The organism is Pseudomonas piscis, assembly GCF_009380155.1.
Lineage (GTDB): Bacteria > Pseudomonadota > Gammaproteobacteria > Pseudomonadales > Pseudomonadaceae > Aquipseudomonas > Aquipseudomonas piscis.
This window is the reverse complement of record NZ_WHUV01000003.1, coordinates 1,018,619-1,038,975: the sequence shown is the minus strand read 5'-3', so window position 1 is coordinate 1,038,975 and position 20,357 is coordinate 1,018,619. Positions and strand designations below refer to the sequence as shown.

General features: G+C 65.5%; 7 protein-coding genes. All 7 read right to left on the bottom strand.

Going from position 1 to position 20,357, the window contains the following annotated elements:
• Positions 1-107: 107 nt before the first annotated feature.
• Positions 108-2,549, bottom strand: a complete 2,442-nt coding sequence (locus tag GDH07_RS21780; protein ID WP_152898838.1) for a TonB-dependent siderophore receptor — start codon at positions 2,547-2,549, stop codon at positions 108-110.
• 89 nt (positions 2,550-2,638) lie between these two features.
• The gene (locus GDH07_RS21775; RefSeq protein WP_022639975.1) at positions 2,639-3,613 is read right to left on the bottom strand and encodes a FecR family protein; all 975 of its coding nucleotides are present in this window, start codon (positions 3,611-3,613) and stop codon (positions 2,639-2,641) included.
• The gene (locus GDH07_RS21770) at positions 3,610-4,116 is read right to left on the bottom strand and encodes a sigma-70 family RNA polymerase sigma factor (protein ID WP_152898837.1); all 507 of its coding nucleotides are present in this window, start codon (positions 4,114-4,116) and stop codon (positions 3,610-3,612) included. Before GDH07_RS21770 ends, GDH07_RS21775 begins: the two co-directional genes overlap by 4 nt.
• A 113-nt stretch (positions 4,117-4,229) precedes the next feature.
• Positions 4,230-5,282: a hypothetical protein gene (locus GDH07_RS21765; protein WP_152898836.1), complete on the bottom strand. Its 1,053-nt coding sequence runs from the start codon at positions 5,280-5,282 to the stop codon at positions 4,230-4,232.
• Between the two features lie 54 nt (positions 5,283-5,336).
• Positions 5,337-6,374 (bottom strand): hypothetical protein, encoded by a 1,038-nt coding sequence (locus GDH07_RS21760; protein ID WP_152898835.1) that lies wholly within the window; start codon positions 6,372-6,374, stop codon positions 5,337-5,339.
• A gap of 90 nt (positions 6,375-6,464) precedes the next feature.
• On the bottom strand, positions 6,465-6,803 hold the full coding sequence (locus tag GDH07_RS21755; RefSeq protein WP_152898834.1) for a hypothetical protein: 339 nt from the start codon (positions 6,801-6,803) through the stop codon (positions 6,465-6,467).
• A 209-nt stretch (positions 6,804-7,012) separates the two neighbouring features.
• Positions 7,013-20,044 carry a non-ribosomal peptide synthetase gene (locus GDH07_RS21750; protein ID WP_152898833.1) on the bottom strand — a complete coding sequence of 4,344 codons (13,032 nt, stop codon included), beginning with the start codon at positions 20,042-20,044 and terminating at the stop codon, positions 7,013-7,015.
• Positions 20,045-20,357: the final 313 nt, after the last annotated feature.

Below are 20,357 nucleotides of genomic sequence, written 5' to 3'. Positions count from 1 at the left end.
TACACCGCAACGCCAGGACCACGACGCCACTGAGCACAAGCAAGCGCCCTCGCCATGAACATCATCGCGAGGGCAGCCTCCCCTTCATTCGAGCATCCTGCCCGGCCTTACCAGTCGTAGCTCATTTCCACCGAGGCCACGCGCTCCTGGCCGTAGTAGCAGCCAAAGTTGTAGTTGCAGTCGGAGACGTATTCCCGGTCAAACAGGTTCTGCACGTTGAGGCTGCTTTTCAGCCCCCGCAGGCTCGGATCGAGCTTGCCCAGGTCATAGCTGACGGTGGTGTCGTACACCACATAGGCCGGTGTGCTGAAGGTGCTGTTCGAGTCCCCCGGTTTTCTGCCGGTGTAGCGCGCACCCACGCCAAAGGTCAGGCCGTTGAGCGCCGCCTGGGTGAAGTGGTAGTCGACCCAGGCACTGGCCGAGACTGGCGCCTGGGCCTCATTGCGATTGCCCTTGGTGGAGTCATTGGCCTTGGTATAGAAGGAGTCGATGTAGGTGGCGGCGGCCATCATGTCGATGTTGTCCAGGCTGGACTTGATTTCCAGTTCGATGCCCCGGGAGCGGATCTCACCCTGCTGCGCGTTGTATTCGGGGTAGTCGATGTCGCTGGTCAGGGCGTTCTTCTGCTTCACCTGGAACACCGACGCGGTCATCAGCGTCTTGTCCAGGGGCTGGTACTTCACCCCCACTTCATACTGCTCGCCCTCGGTCGGTTTAAAGGCCTTGGCGCCGCGCTCCGGGGCCCCGGTACCCACGGTCGGCAGGAACGACTGCGAGTAGCTGACATAGGGCGCCAGGCCGAACTCGGTGACGTAGGTCAGACCCACCCGGCCGGTGAATTTATGATCGCGCTGTTCGACGATGCTGCGGGCCAGCAAGTCCTTGTTTTCCACTTCGGCCCAGTCCTGGCGGCCGCCGATGGTCAGGATCCACTGGTCGAGCTTGATCTGGTCCTGGGCATAGATACCAGTCTGCTTGATCGTGTTGTCCCAGCGGGTGGTCAGCTCCGGGGTCACGCTGCCGGTGTCGTAGTTGTTCTTGCCGTACAGGTCAACCGGCAATACCCCATAGGCGTTGTAGCCGGTGTACTTGCGGTTGAAGTGACGGTAGTCCACGCCGGCCAGGGCGGTGTGTTCGAGAGCGCCGGTGTTGAAGCGATACTCCAGGTTGTTGTTCAGGGTGTAGGCGGTGTTGTGCTGTTGCCAGTCGAGCTTGGTACGGGTGGCCCGGGTGTAGTCGGTGACGCCGCCGGCATCGGTGACGAAGCCCCGCAGAAAGAAGCCCTTGTAACGGTCGCGCACATCGATGTAGCGCGCGGTGGAGCGCCATTTCAAGTCGTCGTTGAGGGCCTGGCTGAAGTCATAGCCAAGGATGTACTGGTCGCGCTTGTAGTCGTTGTAGCGCGAATCGCCGTTGAAGAAATCACGGTCGATCTTGCGCCCATCGGGACCACGCTTGAGGGTGCCGATCATCGGCAGCGCCTGATAGTCCGCCAGGCCGTCGTCACGCTGAATCTGCGCATACAGGGTCAGGCGGGTGGCATCGCTCGGACTCCAGCTCAGGCTCGGCGCCAGCAGGGTGCGCTGGCTGTTGGTATGCAGCACCTGCTCGCCGCCCTTCTTCGCCACACCGACCAGGCGGTAGGAAAACTCTCCTTGATCATCCAGCGGCCCGCTGCTGTCCAGGGCGCCATTGACCCGGTCATAGCTGCCCAGGCCGAACTTGACCTGATGCTGGGCGGTGCTGGCAGGACGCTTGGAGACCATGTTCACCAGGCCGCCGGGCTGGTTCTGCCCATAGAGCACCGATGACGGCCCCTTGAGGACCTCGATACGTTCCAGGGTATAGGGATCGATCTGCGGCGCGCCCCCAAGGCTGCCGGCATACGGCAAGTAGGCACCATCGAGGTACAGCGGGGTCGGGGCGAAACCGCGGCTGGTGATCTCGTCGGCAATGGTGTTGCGGTCGGTGTAGCCATTGACGCTCAGCCCCGGCGTGTAGCGCAGGACCTGGGTCAGGTTGCGCGCGCCCTGGGTCTGCACTTGATCGGCGGTGACTACGTTGATGGTCTGGGGAATTTCCAGGATCGGCGTGTCGGTCTTGGTCGCGGTGGCGCTGCGGGTCGCCACGTAGCCGTCCACCGGCCCCCAGGCCTGCTCCTGGGCCTGGCCCTGGATATGGGTCGGTTGCAGCTGCAGTGCCGACCCCGTTGGCAATGGGTAGAGGCTCCAGGTACCGCTGGGGGTGGTGGTCAGGCCGAGGCCGCTGCCCACCAGGGCCTGCTGCATGGCTTGCTCTGGGGTCAGCTGGCCGCTGACCCGGCTGGCGCGCTTGCCGGCAAGCAACTGCGGGGGCACCGATAGCACCCGACCGCTGTCCCGGGCGATGTGGCTCAAGGTCTCGCCCAGATCACCGGCAGGCAGATCGAACGACCGGGTGGCCTGGGCCTGTTGCGGCTCGGCTGCGGCGTGGGCGGCAACGGGCAGTGCGGCGTAACTCAGAACGACAGCCATCGCCAGCAGGCTGGGACGGAAAAAAATCTGGGACATGGGAAGGGCTCGTTATAGGTTGGCTTTCCATAACCAGGACACGGGAAAACCCCAACCCCCTCATCGTCCTGGTGTTTTTCTGGAAAAAATCAGCGCAACTCGATGCGGGTCAGCCAGAAGCCATGGCGGGTGACCTGGATCGGCAGGGTTTCGCCGAGAGACAGCAGCACCTGATCGCTGTCATCCAGAGGAAACACGCCATAGACCCGAACCCGTGCGGCTTCCGGGCTGATGCGTAGCAGGCCGCTGCGATAGGGCCGCAACAACTCGATCAACTCGCCCAGGGGCTCGTTGCGCACATCGATGCGGCCGTCGAGCCAGTCCACCCGGGTGCGCAGCGAGGGTGCCTGGCGTTCGATGCCATGACCATCGAAGGCAAAAGCGTCCCCGGCCTCGACTCGCTGCTGGCGCCCCTGGGAGGTGGTCAACAGCACGCTGTGCTGCTGCACAGAAACCAGGCTGCCCAGATCGTTGCGGCTGACCATGAAACGGGTGCCCAGAGCCTGCACTCGTCCATCGCGGCTTTCGACGATAAACGGCCGCGCAGGGTCGGCGGCGACATCAACCTGCACCGTGCCTTCACGCAAGATGATGCGCCGCTGCTCGGCATCGAAGCGGATATCCACCGCGCTGCGAGCATTCAGATGGATCCGGCTGCCATCGGCCAGGGTCCTGGAGGTGCGCTGGCCGGTGGCGGTATCCAGATCGGCCAGCACATGGCCCAGGGGCAGCACGCGGTTGACCAGGCCGGCAGTGCCGCCCCCCAGCAACAGCAGGGCCAGGCCGCCGCCCAGCACTTTGCGCCGCGAGGGCGCAGGCAGCGAACGCAAGGCTCGGCTAGCCGCTTGCAGTTGCCCGGGGCTGCGCTGCTCGGCGCCCTGCAGATGCTGCAAGGGCTGGCTCAGCACAGCGTTGACCCGCTGCCAGGCAGCGGCATGCTCACCACTGTGCGCCAACCAGTGGGCAAAGGCCTGCTGCACGGCATCGCCCGGCGTGCTGGATTCCAGCTTCAGCAACCAGTCCACCGCGGCGCGATTGGCCTGTTCGATAGCAGTACGGCTCATGCAGCGCACTCGCTGAGACAATGCAGGAAGGCCCGCCGCAGGTCGCGCTCGACGGTCGCCAGGGACACCTCCAGGCGCTCGGCGATCTGCGGCTGCGACAGGCCTTCAAGGCGATGCAGGATAAAGGCATGGCGCGCCCGTTGCGGCAAACCCTCGAGCAGCCGGTCGATCAACTCCAGCGCTTCGCGCACCAGTGCCAGATCTTCTTCGGAGGGGCTGAAGACCTGCGGCATCCGCGCCAGTTCCAGTAAGTACTGCTGCTCCAGGGCACGGCGTCGGAACAGATTGCTCAACAAGCGCTTGGCCACCGTGGCCAGAAACGCCCGCGGCTCGTTGAGATCGGCCAGCTGGCCGGCCGTCAGTGTGCGCACGAAGGTGTCCTGGGTCAGGTCCGCGGCATCCTGCGGACACTGCAATCGGCGATACAGCCAGGCCCGCAACCAGCGGTAATTCTCGCTGTAGAGGTTGGCGACTATGGCTTTGGTGTCTACGGGACTGTGCATCGAGACCGGCACGCTAATGGTAATTGTTATCATTATCCAGTTTGCCGATCGCGAAAATCAATGTTCATCGCTGCAAAACCCCACATTGCCACGGCGCACCCGCGGGGTGATGGTCAGGGGAATTCTGCCGGCGCCTCGCGTTCGAGAACTTGCTCCAAGTCGCTCAGGTCACCGCGCTCCTTGAGGATGCCCCTCACCTGATCGATCCACACTTGTTCCGAAGCGATCCCCGCCCACGACTGGCTGCCGAAGCCGTGATACGGCCGGTCGTCGAAGGTGCTGATGAGCAGCTGGTTCAAGCGCGCCGTCTCCAGGTTCTTGCGCTGGATCTGCACCTGCAGCGCTCCCAGTACCTTCTGCTGCTCCTGCGGATTCGGGGCGTAGGCCGTCACCCGCGGCGAGCTGAGCACCAGGAACTGCGGCGGCAGGTTCTCATCGATGGCGGCCTGCAAACGGTAATGCCCGTCAAGAATCAGGTAGCTGTTCAGGCCGCTGACATACCACAACAGGATCGGCGGCAAGCTGCCTTCACGGGCCTTCTTGCGCCACCACTTCAGGCGCCCGGCCAGCGGATCGACGCCATGCAGGCCAACCACCGCGCCACCCCCTGCCCAGAGTTCGACCCAACGCGCCGGGCCAGGCTGGCGGTTGTCGAGAATGTTGCGGCCGTCAATGGTCCACTGCGGCATATGGCTCAGGGCATCTTCGCCGCCTTTGAAGTACCACTGGTCGATGCCGCTGGGCAGTGATCGCCCATAGGGGTGGGCAGCAGGCTGCAGGGCCCGCACCAACCAATAGCCGGGGTAGAGAAAATCCGCTTGATGTCGCAGCAACTGCTGGACGAAAAACCGACTCCAGGCCTTGAGCTGCAGGGACGGGGCGAGACGCGAGTGTTGTTCCACCTGGGGCGAATCGATGGGCTCGACCAGGGTTTGCGGCAGTTGCCCAGGCAGCTGGTTGCGCACCAGCCACACCCCGTAGAGACAGCGCGACATGGTGGCCCAGAGCAGCGTCTGGCCTCCGACGACCAACTGCATGCGCCGGTTGTCGCCACTGAGCAGGCGCAGGTTCGGCTTGCCGTTGGCCGGAGGCCTGGCGTCCACCCCAAGGCCGCTCCAATTGCCAGCCAGATCCTCGATATCCCGCCAGAAAACCTGTTCCACCATCGTCCCTAATCCCCTGCCCTGTGGCGCGCGGGCGCGACTATAACAGAGGCCCCGTCAGCCACGCCGGGCAATCACTGCGTCCACCTCACCTTCGAGCCCCTGCCCGATCAGGCACTGGCGCACCTCATCGCACCACTGCTCCTGGGGTTCATTGCCGGCCCAGGCCTGGGTCGCGCTGACGTAGTGCGGCCGATCGTCGAAAGCCTGGATCAGCACTCGGTTGAGGTTCTCGGTACTCAAGGTCTTGTTGCGCGGCACCGTATCGCCACGCTTGTGCAGCGAATCCATGACCCGTTGCCGATGCTCGAGGCTCGGCGTGAAGTCGCGCGCGCAGGTAGCACTGAGGACGATGAAGGACGGCGCGAGATTTTCCGCGATGGCGGCCTGCAAACGGTAGTGCCCATCGATCACCAGGTAGGACGCCAGTCCGCCGACGTACCACAACAGCACCGGTGGCAGGCTGCCCTCCCGGGCCTTCTTGCGCCACCACTTGAGCCGCCCCGCCTGTGGATCGACGCGATGCAGGCCGATGAGCTTGCCGCCGCCGTGCCACCAGTCGATCCACTCCAGGGTCTGGGGTTGCAGGTTGTCGAGAAAGTCCTCGCCATACAGGAACCAGCTGGGCACGTGGGTCAACGGGTCGACCCTCGAGGTGAAGCGCCATTTGTCCAGGCCGTGGCCGGTACTGGACGGCTCCGGCACCAGGCCCTGGGCCAGCCAGTAGCCAGGGGTGAGGAAGTGCCGGGCACTGGCGCCCAGACGGCTGACGAAATAGCGGCTCCAGGCCTTGATCCGCAGCTCGGGCGCCAATGCCGCGTGCTGTTCGACGGTGGGTGAGTCGATGGGGGCGAGCAACCGGCATTCAGCGCCATCGACCAGCGGCTTGCGCACCAGCCAGACACCGCCATGGTCCCGGGCAATGGTGGCCCAGAACAGCGGTGTGTCATGGTGCATCAGCTTGAACCGGGCATTCGCGCCGGTGCGCAGGTACAGCGGCGGCTTGTCCGTGGCGCCGGGTTCGACCTCGACGCCCAGGCCGCTCCAGTGGCCCAGGGTGTCTTCGATATCGTGCCAGTAAAGCTGCTCTGCCATGGTTCCGGTCCTTGAACTGTCTGAAACGACAAAGCCCGACAAGGCTGCTGTCGGGCTTTGCGCGGCGGACTATTTCAAACTGAAGGTTATTTAGCCATTGGCCCCATTCATGGTTGCAGCAATGGCAGCAGCCCATGCGTCACGGCCAAATAGTACAAATCGAGACTCTATACCCTGCTTTGTAAAAACAGATAAAGAGTTGGGGAAAATGGGGATAAGACCTAAAAATCTAGTCCATGCCGGTTGCCATGACTGGATGTTTGAGATTTCAATCTCGTCAGGAGCGCTTTGAAAGTTAATTTTATGCGCGACAAATAGCAGACGCTGGTTCGTCAGAAAAAGCCTTCCGCCCACCGTCTCAATACTTCTTTGAAGGTTTGCCGGCCCTTCTTTGATGATTTTTTCGCCGCCTCGCAACTCTGCTTTCATTCAGTGCATCCTTGTCATTTTTTCTTCATGCTCAGTCCAATCGATAAGGGCAAACAAAAACCCTTACTTAATACTGCATTTCTATTTCCCCCCTGTATAGGCTTCCTGTAGAGACCGCTCGGTTATGCAGCGGCCGTAAAGCCTGAATGCGCGACCTTCCTGAAGGAGTGAGGCGCAGCCTTTGGAGTGGCTGCGCCCGCCGCAAAAGCCTACAAGCCCTCCAGCTCAGCCATCAGGTCGCTCAGGCGATCGACCTTCTCCTCGCTGATTTCATTGGCCCCCAGTCCGTCGATGTAGGCCGCCAGCTCCTGCACCGTGCTGCATTCGAACATCGCCCGCAGTGGCACGTTGCGTTGCAGGGTCTTCTGTACCCGCGAGGCGATCTGGGTAGCCAGCAGCGAGTGCCCGCCCAACTCGAAGAAGTTGTCGCGCACCCCCACCCGTTCCACCTTGAGCACTTCGGCCCAGATGTCCACCAGGGTGTGCTCCAGCTCGCTGCTCGGGGCCAGGTAGTCCTGGCTCTGCAACTGGCCGATCTCCAGGGCCGGCAGGGCCTTGCGATCGAGCTTGCCATTGGCGTTGAGCGGCAGGCGCTCCAGCCACAGCCAGTGCAGCGGCACCATGTACTCCGGCAACTCGGCGCGCAGGCGCGGCTTGATCCGCTCCAGGCGCTCGCTTTGCCCCAGGCCCGAATCGCTGGCAACCAGGTAGCCCACCAGGTGCTTGCCATTGACGCCCTCCTGCACCCCGACCGCAGCATCCCGCAGCTCCGGTTGTTCGTGCAGGCGCGCTTCGATCTCGCCCAGTTCGATGCGGTAGCCACGGATCTTCACCTGATGGTCGATCCGCCCGACGTACTCCAGCACGCCGTCGCTGCGCCGGCGTGCCAGGTCGCCGGTGCGGTACAGGCGTTCGCCCGCAGCACCGAACGGATGGGGCACGAAGGCTTGCACAGTGCGCAACGGGTCGCTGACGTAGCCACGGCCGACACCGGTACCGGCCACGCACAGCTCGCCCACCGCACCCAGGGGCACCAGCTCCAGGGATTCGTCCATCAGGTACAACAGGTTGTTGTCGGTGGGCGTGCCGATGGGCAGGTAGCTGCCCCGGGTCGAGGCCAGGTCCACGCGGAAGAAGGCCACGTCGTCGGAGCACTCCGCCGGGCCGTAGGCGTTGACCAGGCCGATCTGTGGATAACGCAGCAGCCACTGGTGCGCCAGCTCCGGTGGCATGGCCTCGCCGGTGGGTAGCATCCAGCGCAGGCCGTCCAGGGCGATGGCGTCCTGGGCCAGCATGCCCTGGATCAGCGACGGCACGCTCTCCAGCACCGTGATGCCCTGCTCCTGGACATGGGCCAGGAGCCCCTGGGGATCATGGGCGATGGTATTGGGCACGATGTCCACCCGAGCGCCGAACAGCGGCGCGGCAAGGAACTGCCAGACCGAGATATCGAAGCTCTGGGAGGCGGTCTGGGCGATCACATCGGCCTCGCTCAGTTGCAGGTACGGCACCTTGCTCAACTGGTTGTTGAGCATGCCGCGCTGCTCCACCATCACGCCCTTGGGCAGGCCGGTGGAACCGGAGGTGTAGATCACGTAGGCGAGGTTGTCCGCACGGCTGTAGCGTCCGGGATTGTCCTCGCGCCCAGCCCCGGCCTGGACTTCTTCCCAGACCAGCAAGCGCGGACGACCGGCGCAGCCGAACTCGTCCAGCAGGGCCTGGGCCTGTTCACGGCAAGCCTGGGTACAGACCAGGATCGGCGTGCGACTGAGCTCGATGATGCGGCCCAGGCGCTGGCCCGGCAGGCCCGGGTCCAGGGGCAGGTAGCCGGCCCCGGCCTTGAAGCTGCCGATGATCATGCCCAACAGCTCCAGGCCACGCTCGGCCAGCAGGGCCACCGGCTGGTCGAAATCCACGCCCTGGGCCACCAGGGCATGGCCCAGGCGGTTGCTGCGCAGGTTCAACTCGGCATAGCTATGGCTCTGTTCCAGGCAACTGGCGGCGATACGCTGCGGATGCGCGGCCACCTGGGCCTCGAACAACTCCACGTAGCTGCGCTCCAGCGGATACTGGTGCTGGCTCTGGTTGCAACCGGCCAGCAGGAAATCACGCTCCTCCTCGCCCAGCAACGGCAGCTCGGCCATGTCGCCATTAAAGCCCTGCATCAGCGCCAGCAGCAGGCGCTTGAACTCGCCCAGCATGCGCTCGATGGTCGCCTGCTCGAAGTAGCGCTGGTCATAGGACAGGTGCAGCCCCAGGTCGTCCCCCGGGTAGCAGACGGCCGTGATCGGGAAGTTGGTGTGGGTGCGGCCGGAGTCCGAACTGGCGTTCAGGCTCTGGGCCCGGTCCAGTACCGAGACCTCCACCGGGGCGTTCTCGAACACGAACAGGCTGTCGAACAGCGGCTGGCCCTTGGGCAGCTCGCTGGTTTCCTGGATCGCCACCAGTGGCAGATACTCGTACTCGCGCAGCTGCATGTTGCTGTCCAGCAACTGGCCCAGCCATTGGCGCACGCTGCAACGCTGGCCATCCTCGGGCAGCTTGACCCGCAGGGCGATGCTGTTGATGAACAGGCCGACGGTGCGCTGCATCTGCGGCATGTCCACCGGCCGCCCGGCCACGGTGACCCCGAACAGCACGTCGCGGTCGCCACTCATGCGCCGCAGGACCAGGGCCCAGGCCGCCTGGGCGAAGGTGTTGACGGTCAACTGGTGCTGCTGCGCCAGCTCGCGCAATTGCGCACCGTCCCGTGGATCGAGCCGGGTGTAGCAGTCGCCGACGATCATGCCGCCGCTGTCGCCGGCATGCTCGCGCAGGAACGGCCGGTCGCTGGGGATCGGCGTGGTGCGTTCGAAGCCCGCGAGATTCTGCCGCCACCACTGGCGCGCCTCGGCCAGGCTCTGGTGTTGCAGCCAGCCGATGTAGTCGCGGTAGCGCGGCGGTACTGCCAACTGCGCCTCGCGGCCTTCGCCCAGGGCGGTGTAGATCTCGAAGAAGTCGTTCATCAACAACGAGCGGCACCAGGCATCGATGAGGATGTGGTGGTTGCTCATCATGAACCAGTATCGCGCGGCGCCGACACGGATCAGCCGCAGGTGGAACGGCGCCTGGTTGAGCAGATCGAAACCGGCCTCGCGCTCGGCTTTGTGCAGGGCTTGCAGCCTGGCTTCTTGCTCGACCTCCTGTTCGGCCTCCGGCACATCGCTCCAGTCCAGGTACTCGATGGGCGTGCTGCCCGGCTTGTGGATAACCTGCAGCATGTCCTCGCCCACGTTCCAGCAGAACGAGGCGCGCAGGGCTTCATGCCGGGCCACCACGGCCTGCCAGGCCTGGGCGAAGCGCTCGGGGTCCAGTTCGCTGTTGATGCGGTAGCGGTCCTGCATGTAATAGAGGCCGGTGCCCGGCTCCAGCAGGGTGTGCAGCAACATGCCTTCCTGCATCGGCGTCAGCGGGTAGACATCCTCGATCTGCGCCGCCGGTACTGGTAGGGCATCGAGCTGGGCCTGGGTCAAGCACGCCAGGGGGAAGTCCGACGGCGTCAAGCCACCGGCATCGTCCTTCAGGCAATGGGCGATCAGGCTCTGCAGCTCACCCAGGTAGGCCGCCGCCAACTCGGCGATCAGCTCGGAGTCGAAGCGCTCGGCACTATAGGTCCAGCGCAGCACCAGTTCACCGCCGTAGACCTGGCTGTCGATGCTCAGCTCGTTGGGCAGCGGTGCCTCCAGGGCATGGGCCGGGCCGACTGACTCGTCCAGCGGACGCAGCAGCGCATCGCTACCGAAGCTCTGGTCGAACTGCCCCAGATAGTTGAAGGTCACCGGCGCCAGCGGTAGCGCCGCCAGGGCCGCTTGGCAGGCGTCATCGGCCAGGTAGCGCAGCACGCCATAGCCCAGGCCCTTGTGCGGCACACCACGCAATTGCTCCTTGATCGCCTTGATCGAGGCGCCCTGCCCGGCGGCTTCTTCCACCTGCAAGGGCGTCAGGCGCAACGGATAGGCGCTGGTGAACCAGCCCACGGTGCGGGTCAGGTCGATCTCGTCGAACAACGCCTCGCGGCCGTGGCCTTCCAGTTGCACCAGTGCCGAAGGCTGTCCGCTCCAGCGGCACAGTACCCGGGCCAGGGCGGTGAGCAGCAGGTCGTTGACCTGGGTGCGATAGGCCGCCGGGGCCTGTTGCAGCAGTTGACGGGTGCACTCGGCATCCAGGGTCACGCTGTGGCTGCGGGCATGCTGGTGTTGCTGGCCACCGTCCGGCTGCAACCCTGGCATTTGCGCTGCCGGGCCGGCCAGTTGCTGTTGCCACCAAGCCAGTTCCTCGCGCAGCGACTCACTGCCGGCGTAGGCCTGCAAGCGGCTCGACCAGTCGCGCAGGGCGCTGGTCTTGGCCGGCAACTGCACGGCCTGGCCGGCCTCCAGCTGGCGATAGACGTTCTGCAGATCCTCCAGCAGCACTCGCCAGGACACGCCGTCCACCACCAGGTGGTGGATGGCCAGCAGCAGCCGCTGCTCACCCTCCGGACCGTCCACCAGCACCGCACGCAGCAGCGGCCCATGCTCCAGGTCGAGGCTGCGCTGGGCATCGGCGAACAAGGTTTCGCAGGTGGCCATGGACGGCACCCGTACCTGCCACAGCAACGGCGCATCGGACAGCGGCAAGTACTCGGCGCGCCATTGTTCGTTGCTCTGGTTGAAGCGCAGACGCAGGGCATCGTGTTGTTCCACCACTGCCAGCAGTGCCTGCTCCAGGCGCTGGGCATCCAGGGGCGCCACCGGCTCCAGCAGCAGCGCCTGGTTCCAGTGCTGCGGCTGCGGGATGCGGCTATCGAAGAACCAATGCTGGATCGGGGTCAGCGGCGCCTCGCCGCTGAGCAGTCCTTGCTCGGCGCTGATGCGCTGGCTGCGGCTGGCTACCCGCGCCAGGGTTTGCACGGTCTGGTGCTGGAACAGGTCACGCGGGGTGAAATGGATGCCCAGCTGGCGCGCACGGCTGACCACCTGGATCGACAGGATCGAATCGCCGCCCAGTTCGAAGAAGTTGTCGTTGAGGCCCACCTGCTGCACGTTCAGCACATCGCACCAGATACGCGCCAGGCTCTGCTCCAGCTCGTTGCTCGGGGCCACGTACTGCTGGCGATTGAGCTCCGGATCCGGCATCGGCAAGGCCCGGCGATCGAGCTTGCCGTTGGCGGTCAGCGGCATGCTGGACAGCAGGATCAGGTGAGTCGGCACCATGTAGTCCGGCAACTGGGTCTTCAATTGCTGCTTGAGGGCTTCGCGCAGGTTGGCCTGCGCCACCTCGTTGTGTCCCGCGACCTCGGTCACCAGGTAACCCGCCAGTTGTTTGCCCGATGGCGCATCCAGCGCCAGCACCACCGCTTCGCGTACCGCAGGATGATCCAGCAAGCGGGATTCGATTTCCCCCAGCTCGATACGGAAACCGCGGATCTTCACCTGATGGTCGACCCGGCCGATGTATTCCACCTGGCCGTCGGCACACTGGCGCACTAGGTCGCCGGTGCGATACAGGCGACCGCCGGCGCTGCTGAACGGATCGGCGACGAAACGTTCGGCGCTCAGGCCCGGGCGACGATGGTAGCCCTGGGCCAGGCCCGCACCGCCCACATACAGCTCACCGGTCGCGCCTTGGGGCACCAGCGCCAGGTCGGCATCGAGGATATAGGCCACCCGCGCGCCGACGATGCTGCCGATGGGCACGCTGGCCACGCCTTCGGCCAATTGTTCCGGCGCCAGGCTGGCCAGGGGCATGACCACGGTTTCGGTCGGGCCGTAGGCGTTGAAGAACAGGCTCGGTTGGAAGGCCGCGCGAATGCGTTGCAGGTGCTCGCCAGTCAGGGCCTCGCCACCGGTGATGCACATGCGTACCGCCAGGGTTTGCTGCTGGGTCGCCAGGTGCTGGGCCAGTTGGCTGCCATAGCTGGGGGTGAAGCCCAGGATGCTGACCCGATGCTGGCGGATCAGCTGGCAGATCTCCTCGGCGTCCCACTGGCCCTGGGCCCGCAACACTACCTGGGCACCGCTGAGCAGCGGCACCAGCAAGCGCTCGGTAGCGGCGTCGAAGTTGATGGAATAGAAGTGCAGTTCGCAATCGTCGGCACGCATGCCGAACCGGCGGATCACCGCCTGGCAGTGCATGGCGATTTCCCCATGGGAGACCACCACGCCCTTGGGCAGGCCGGTAGAACCGGAGGTGTAGATCAGGTAGGCCTGGTGTTGCGGCAGGCTGACCAAAGGCAATTCGCTGGCCGGGTAGTCGGCCAGCAGCGCGCCGTCCTCCTCCAGGCACCAGCGCGCCACGCCTGCCGGCAGTTCGCCGAGGGCCTGGAACATCCGCGCATCGCTGAGCAGCAGGCCGATGCCGCTGTCCTCGATCATGTAGTGCAGGCGATCCAGAGGGTATTCCGGGTCCAGCGGCACATAGGCGCCGCCGGCCTTGAGGATCGCCAGCAGGCCGATCACCATCTCCAGCGAGCGCTCCAGCGCCAGGCCGACCCGCACCTGCGGGCCCACCCCACGTTCGCGGAGCATCCAGGCCAGGCGATTGGCGCGGCTGTCCAGCTCGCTGTAGCTCAGGGTCTGGCCGGCGAAGGTCAGTGCCGGGGCATCCTGGCGTGCCCGGGCCTGCTGGCTGAACAACTGCTGGATGCACTGGTCCAGGCGCTGCTCGCCGGCTTCGCTGCCCAGGCTATCGAGCAGTTGACGCTGCTCGTCCGGCTGCAGCAATGGCAGTTCGCACAGACGCTGCGTCGGGTCGCCCAGCAACGCCTCCAGCAGGTTGCGCCAGTGGGCAGCCATGCGCGCGATGCGTGGCTCGTCGAACAGGTCGGTGCTGTAGGTCAGGCAGCAGCCAAGGCGCTGATCCAGGTCGGTGACTTCCAGGTTGAGGTCGAACTTGGTGGCCCGGGCATCGTTGACCAGGTACTCCACGGTCATGCCCGCCAGTTGCCGGCTCTGCTGGAACTCCCAGCGCTGGACGTTGCACATCACCTGGAACAGCGGGTTGTAGGCGGCGCTGCGCGGTGGTTGCAGGGCTTCCACCAGATGGTCGAACGGCAGGTCCTGGTGGGACTGGCCATCGATCACCGTCTGGCGTACCTGCTCCAGCAACTGGCCGACGCTCATCTGTCCATCCAGCTGGCAGCGCAGCACCTGGGTATTGAGGAAGGCACCGATCAGGCCTTCGCTTTCCGGGCGGATGCGGTTGGCCACTGGCGCGCCGATGCGCAGGTCGGTCTGGCCGCTGTAACGATACAGCAGCACCGACAGGGCGGCGGTCATGGTCATGAACAGGGTCAGGCCGTGCTCGGCATTGAAGGCCCGGACCCGGGCCGCCAGTGCGTCGCCAAGGTCGAAGCGATAGAGCTCGCCCTGGTGGCTCTGCACCGCCGGCCGTGGCCGGTCGCTGGGCAGCTCCAGCAATGGATGCTCACGGCCCAGTTGTTCTGTCCAGTAGTCCAGCTGGCGCTGGCGCTCGCCGGATTCCAGCCATTGGCGCTGCCACACGCTGTAGTCCAGGTACTGCACCGGCAGCGGTTCCAGGGGCGAATCGCGATCGTCGAGGAAGGCTTCGTACAGCGCTCCCAACTCACGGGCGAAGATGTCCATGGCCCAGCCTTCGGTCACGATGTGGTGCAGGGTCAGGACGAAGTAGTGTTCCTGATCGCCGGCCTTGACCAGGCAGGCCCGCAGCAAAGGGCCGGTTTCCAGGTCGAAGGGCTGGTGCGCCTCGCTGTCCGCCAGCTGCTGCAGGCGCTGTTGCCGCGCCTCGGGGGCCAGGGCCGAGAAATCCTTCCAGGCCATGCGCAGGCCGGTATCGGCATGCACCTGCTGGCGAGCCACGCCGTTGACGCTGGGGAAGGTGGTGCGCAGGGTTTCGTGGCGCAGGATCAGCGCTTGCAAGGCCGCCTCGAAACGCCCGACATCCAGCACACCGCTCAGCCGCGCCATGCCGCCGACGTTATAGGCCGGGCTGTCCGGCTCCATCTGCCAGAGGAACCACATGCGCTGCTGGGAATAGGACAGCGGCACCGGCTGGCTGCGATCGACCTGGGCGATCGGTGGCTGCTGGTTGTGCGCCCCGGTCTCCTGGATCAGTCGCACTTGTTCGGCAAAGGCCCCCAGTTCGCTGGCTTCGAACAGCACGCGCAGGGGCAGCTCCACATCACAGGCCTGGCGAGTGCGGGAAATGATCTGGGTGGCCAGCAACGAATGGCCGCCCAGGGCGAAGAAATCGTCCGTCAGGCCGATGCGCGGCTGGCCCAGCACCTCGCGCCAGATAGCCGCGATCTGCTGCTCCAGCTCGGTGCCGGGCTCGACATGCTCGCGCACCTGCCATTGCGGCTCGGGCAGCGCCCGCCGATCCAGCTTGCCACTGGGGCTCAGGGGCATGGACTCAAGGCGCACCAGCTGCGCCGGTACCATATACTCGGGCAGCTCGGCGGCCAGGGCGGTTTTCAGGCGCGCGCTCTGCTGTTGTTCATCCTCTTCGTCGGCATGGGCCGTGTAGTAGCCGATCAACTGCGCTCCGGCCTGGGTCTTACGCACCAGCACCGCGGCCTGGGCCACGCCGTCCTGGGCGAGCAGGCGCGCTTCGATCTCCTGGGGTTCGACCCGGAAGCCCCGCAGCTTGACCTGCTGGTCGAGGCGACCGAGATATTCCAGTACGCCATCGGCGCACCAGCGCACCCGGTCACCGGTGCGGTACAGGCGCGCGCCCTCCTCGCTCAACGGATCCACCACAAAGCGTTCGGCAGTCAGCGCCGCACGCCCCAGGTAACCCCGGGCCAGGCCCTGGCCGCTGATGCACAGCTCACCGGGCACTCCAGCCGGCAGCACGTTGAGTTCGGCGTCCAGCACACGGCAGATCACATTCCCCAAGGGACGACCGATGGGCGAACGCTCGCCATCAGCCACCGCGCAGTGCCAGTGGGTGACGTTGATCGCGGTTTCGGTCGGGCCATAGCGGTTGTGCAGTTGCACGCCCGGCAGTTGCTCCAGCAAGCGGTTGCGCAACTCGGCGGGCAAGGCTTCGCCACCGGAGAACACCCGACGCAGGCTATGGCAGCCGGCGCTGAGCGGCTCGTCGACGAACAGCTGCAACAGCGGCGGGACAAAGTGCAGCGTGGTCACGCCGTGCTCCTGCACCAACTGGGCGATACGGTGCGGGTCACGATGCTCGCCGGGAGCGGCAATGAACAAGCGGCAGCCGGTGATCAGCGGCCAGAAGCATTCCCATACCGATACGTCGAAGCTGATCGGGGCTTTTTGCATCAGCACGTCATCAGCCTGCAACTGGTAGCTGTCCTGCATCCATTGCAGGCGCTCCATCAGCGCGGCGTGGGTATTGCCGACGCCCTTGGGTTGGCCGGTGGAACCGGAGGTGTAGATCACATAGGCCAGGTTATCGCCATGCAGGTGCAGGCCCGGGGCCTGGCTCGGCCAATTGTCGAGCTTGAGGCTGTCCATGGCGATGGCGCTGACACCAGCAGTGACCGGCATGCGCTCGAGCAGGTGGGTCTGGGTCAGCAGCAGCTCGACACCGCTGTCGCCGAGCATGTAGGCCAGGCGCTCGGCGGGGTAGTCCGGGTCCAGGGGTACATAGGCGCCGCCGGCCTTGACGATGGCCAGCAGGCCGATCAGCAGTTGCGGCGAACGCTCGGCGGCGATGGCCACGCACACGTCGGGGCCGACGCCCTTGTCCCGCAGGTAGTGGGCCAGGCGGTTGGCCTGGGTATGCAGCTCGGCAAAACTCAACTGGCCACCCTCCCACACCAGCGCGGTGCGTTCCGGGGTCAGCTGCCATTGTTCATGCAGCCGTTCCGGCAGCCAGCGCTCGGCCGGCGCACAGGGGGCCACGCTCCACTGTTGCAGCTGCTCGGCCTGTGCCTGGCTCAAGAGCGGCAGGTCGCCCAGGGCCGCCTCAGGTTGCTGGCAGGCGTGTTCCAACAGGCTGATGAAGTGTCCGGCCAGGCGCTCGATGGTCGCCGCTTCGAACAGCTCGTCGGCATAGTCGAAGGCCAGGCTCAGGCGTCCGTTGCGATCTTCCTCGGTGTGCAGTTGCAGGTCGAACTTGGCTTCGCGGCTGTGCCACGGCAGCTCTTCGGCCAGCAACCCGGGCAGGCGACGCAGGGCACTGAGGTCGCGTTGCTGGTGGTTGAACATGACCTGGAACAGGCCTTGCTCGCGGGCCTCGGGGAAGGCTTCCAGCAGTTGTTCGAACGGCAGGTCCTGGTTGGCCTGGGCGCCCAGGGCAGCCTGGCGAACCTGTTGCAGCAATTCGGCGAAGGACTGGCGCCCATGCAACTGGCCGCGCAAGACCTGGGTGTTGATGAAGAAGCCCAGCAGGCCCTGGGTTTCCAGGCGCGGGCGGTTGGCATTGGGCACCCCGACGCGGATATCGCCCTGGCCGGTGTAGCGGTACAGCAGGGTCTGGAAGGCTGCCAGCAGCAGCATGAATGGCGTCACCTGCTGGGCCTGGGCCGCCTGGCGCACGGCCTCGCTGAGGCTCGCGCTCAAGCGCTGGCCGTGGCGCGCGGCGCTGTGCCGGACCTGGGCCGAGCGTGGATGATCGGTGGCCAGGCTCAGGGCTGGGGCTTCATCGGCCAGCTGCTGCTTCCAGTAATCCAGCTGGCGCTGGCCTTCGCCCTGAGCCAGCCATTGGCGCTGCCAACTACCGTAGTCGGCGTATTGCAGGGCCAGTGGCGCCAGCTCCAGGGCCTGGCCTTGGGCGAAGGCCGCATACAGGCGCGAGAACTCGTCGATCAGCAGGTTCAGCGACCAGCCGTCGGCAATGATGTGGTGCAGGGTCAGCAACAGTTGATGTTCTTCATCATCCAGGCGCACCAGGGTCGCCCAGTACAGGGGCCCCTTCTCCAGGTCGAACTGGGTGTGGGCCTCATCCTCGCGGATCTGCCGGGCCCGGGCTTCGCGTTCGGCCGGTGGCAGGTCGCTGATATCGATCAGTTGCAGGTTGAATTCGCAGGGCTCATCCACTTGTTGCAATGCTTGGCCGTCACGCTCGAAGAAACGCGTGCGCAGGGCTTCGTGACGCTGGAGCAGTTGCTGGAAGCTGGCGCGCAGGGCGTCCTCGTCCAGTTCGCCACGCAAGCGCAGGCCACCGGGAATGTTGTAGGCGCTGCTGCATGGGTCCAGCTGCCAGGTGATCCACAGGCGGTTCTGGGCCAGGGATTGCGGCAACGGCTGCTGGCGCGACAGGGCGTTGATCGCACCCTGGGCAGTGCCACCGTCCTGCTGCAAGCGCGCGACCTGGGCACTGAACGCCGCCAGGGTCGGGGCCTCGAACAACAGGCGCAGCCCCAGTTCCAGGCCCAGCTCCTGGCTCAGGCGGGCCATGACCTGGGTGGCGGCGATGGAGTTGCCGCCCAGCAGGAAGAAGTGATCGTCGGCAGCCACCGCAGCGCATTGCAATTGCTCCTGCCAGATACGCCCGATCAGGGCCTGCAACTCATTGCCTGGAGCTTCGCCGGTGGCGTCCTGGCTAGGAGTCGAGGCATCCGGGAACAGCGCGTAGTAGTCCAGGCTGCCATCGGCCAGGCGGGTACGGCAGGCCGAGCGTTGCAGCTTGCCGCTGGAAGTCTTGGGCAAGGCCCCGGGATTGAGCAGTACCACCACGCTGGGCGCTTCCTGGCAGGCCTCGGCGACCGCCTGGCGAATGGCCTTGATCAGTGCCTCGGGCGGCAGGATCTTCTGCACGCTGCGGCTGATTTCCGCGGCGATGCCAATGCCTTCCTGGCCCTGGTCGGTGACGGCGAAGGCCGCCACCCGGCCTTTGCGCACCACTTCCACTTCGCGCTCGATGGTCTTCTCGATGTCCTGGGGATACAGGTTGTGCCCGCGCACGATCAGCAGGTCCTTCAGGCGCCCGGTGATGTACAGCTGGCCATCGCGCATGAAGCCCAGGTCGCCGGTGCGCAACCAGGTACGGCCGGCGTGCTGGACGAAGGTCTTGGCGGTCGCTTCGGGATTGCGCCAGTAGCCATGGGCGATGCTCGGTCCGGCGGCCCAGACCTCGCCGATGCGATTATCCGGCAGCTCGCGAAGCTGCTGCGGATCCATCAACAGCACCGCGTGTTCCGGCTGGCTGAAGCCACAGCTCATCATCGCGCTGCCCTGCCCCGGTTCGGCACGGTTCTGCGCCAGGGCCTGCTCGTCCAGGTGCAAGGCCGGGATGCCCTGGCCGCGCACGCCACCGGCGACGAACAGCGTGGCTTCGGCCAGGCCATAGGACGCCAGGAAGTTATCGGCGCTGAAACCGCAGGCACCGAACTTCTCGGCAAAGCGCTCCAGGGTGTCGAGGCGGATCGGCTCCGAACCGGAATAGGCCACGCGCCAACCGCTCAGGTCGAGGCGCTCCAGGGCCGACTCACTGACCCGCTCGCTGCACAGGCGGTAGGCGAAGTCCGGGCCGCCACTGATGGTGCCGCCGTATTCGCTGATGGCTTCCAGCCAACGCAGGGGCCGGGCCAGGAAGTAGGCCGGGGACATGAGCACGCAGGGCACGCCACTGAAGATCGGTTGCAGCAGGCCGCCGATCAGGCCCATGTCGTGGTACAGCGGCAACCAGCTGACGATCACGTCGTCCGGATTGAGGTCGATGCCGAAGCCGCGGCGGATCAGCATCTCGTTGGCCACCAGGTTGCCGTGGCTGACTTGCACGCCCTTGGGCAAGGCCGTGGAGCCGGAGGTGTATTGCAAGAAGGCGATGTCATCGTCCGCCAGCTCGACGGGCTGCCAGCCCTCGGCCAGGGCGCTGTCCAGGGTATCGACGCACAACAGTTGCGGTGCACCCTCGGCCTTGAGCTCGTCCATTTGCAACAGCGCCTCACGCAGCCCGGCGCTGGTCAGCAGCAGCCGTGGCTCGGCGTCGGCCATGATCGAGATCAGCCGTTCCTGGTGATGGCGCCGGGCCGATTCTGGCGGGTAGGCCGGCACCGCGATCACCCCGGCATACAGGCAGCCGAAAAACGCCGCGACGTAGTCCGGGCCACTAGGGAACAGCAGCACCGCCCGGTCGCCGAACTCGGCATTGGCCTGCAAGGCCGCGGCGATGGTGCGCGCCCGCAGGTCCAGGTCCCGGTAGCTGAGGACCACGCTCTGCTCCTGTTCTTCGGCGAGAAAGCGCAGCGCCACTTGATCAGGGGCCAGGACCGCCCGGCGTTGAAGGGCTTGGGCCAGGGTGCTGGGGAGTTCGAACGCGTCCGTCATGGGGTTTCCTGCCAGGATTGTGCATGCAATGGAGATCGGGCCCTGCGCTGCCGTGCCCTGTTGACCATCGACGGATCGAAAGGTCATGCGTGGGCCGCGGGCATCCGGAGGGCGCCGTGGCCGGGTCTGCTACCCGGAATCTTTCTCCAATGGGAACGGATGACGCCTGAAAATAATTAGCTGCTGGCGCCGTTTGCCGGCGGGCGTCTGCCCCGGGGCTTGCACAGCTTCGTCGCGTACTGTCACCAAACGGGAACAGACCCTGCGGCATGCTGCCTGGCAAGCCCTGCTCAGGACCGCTAATGCGCGCCCG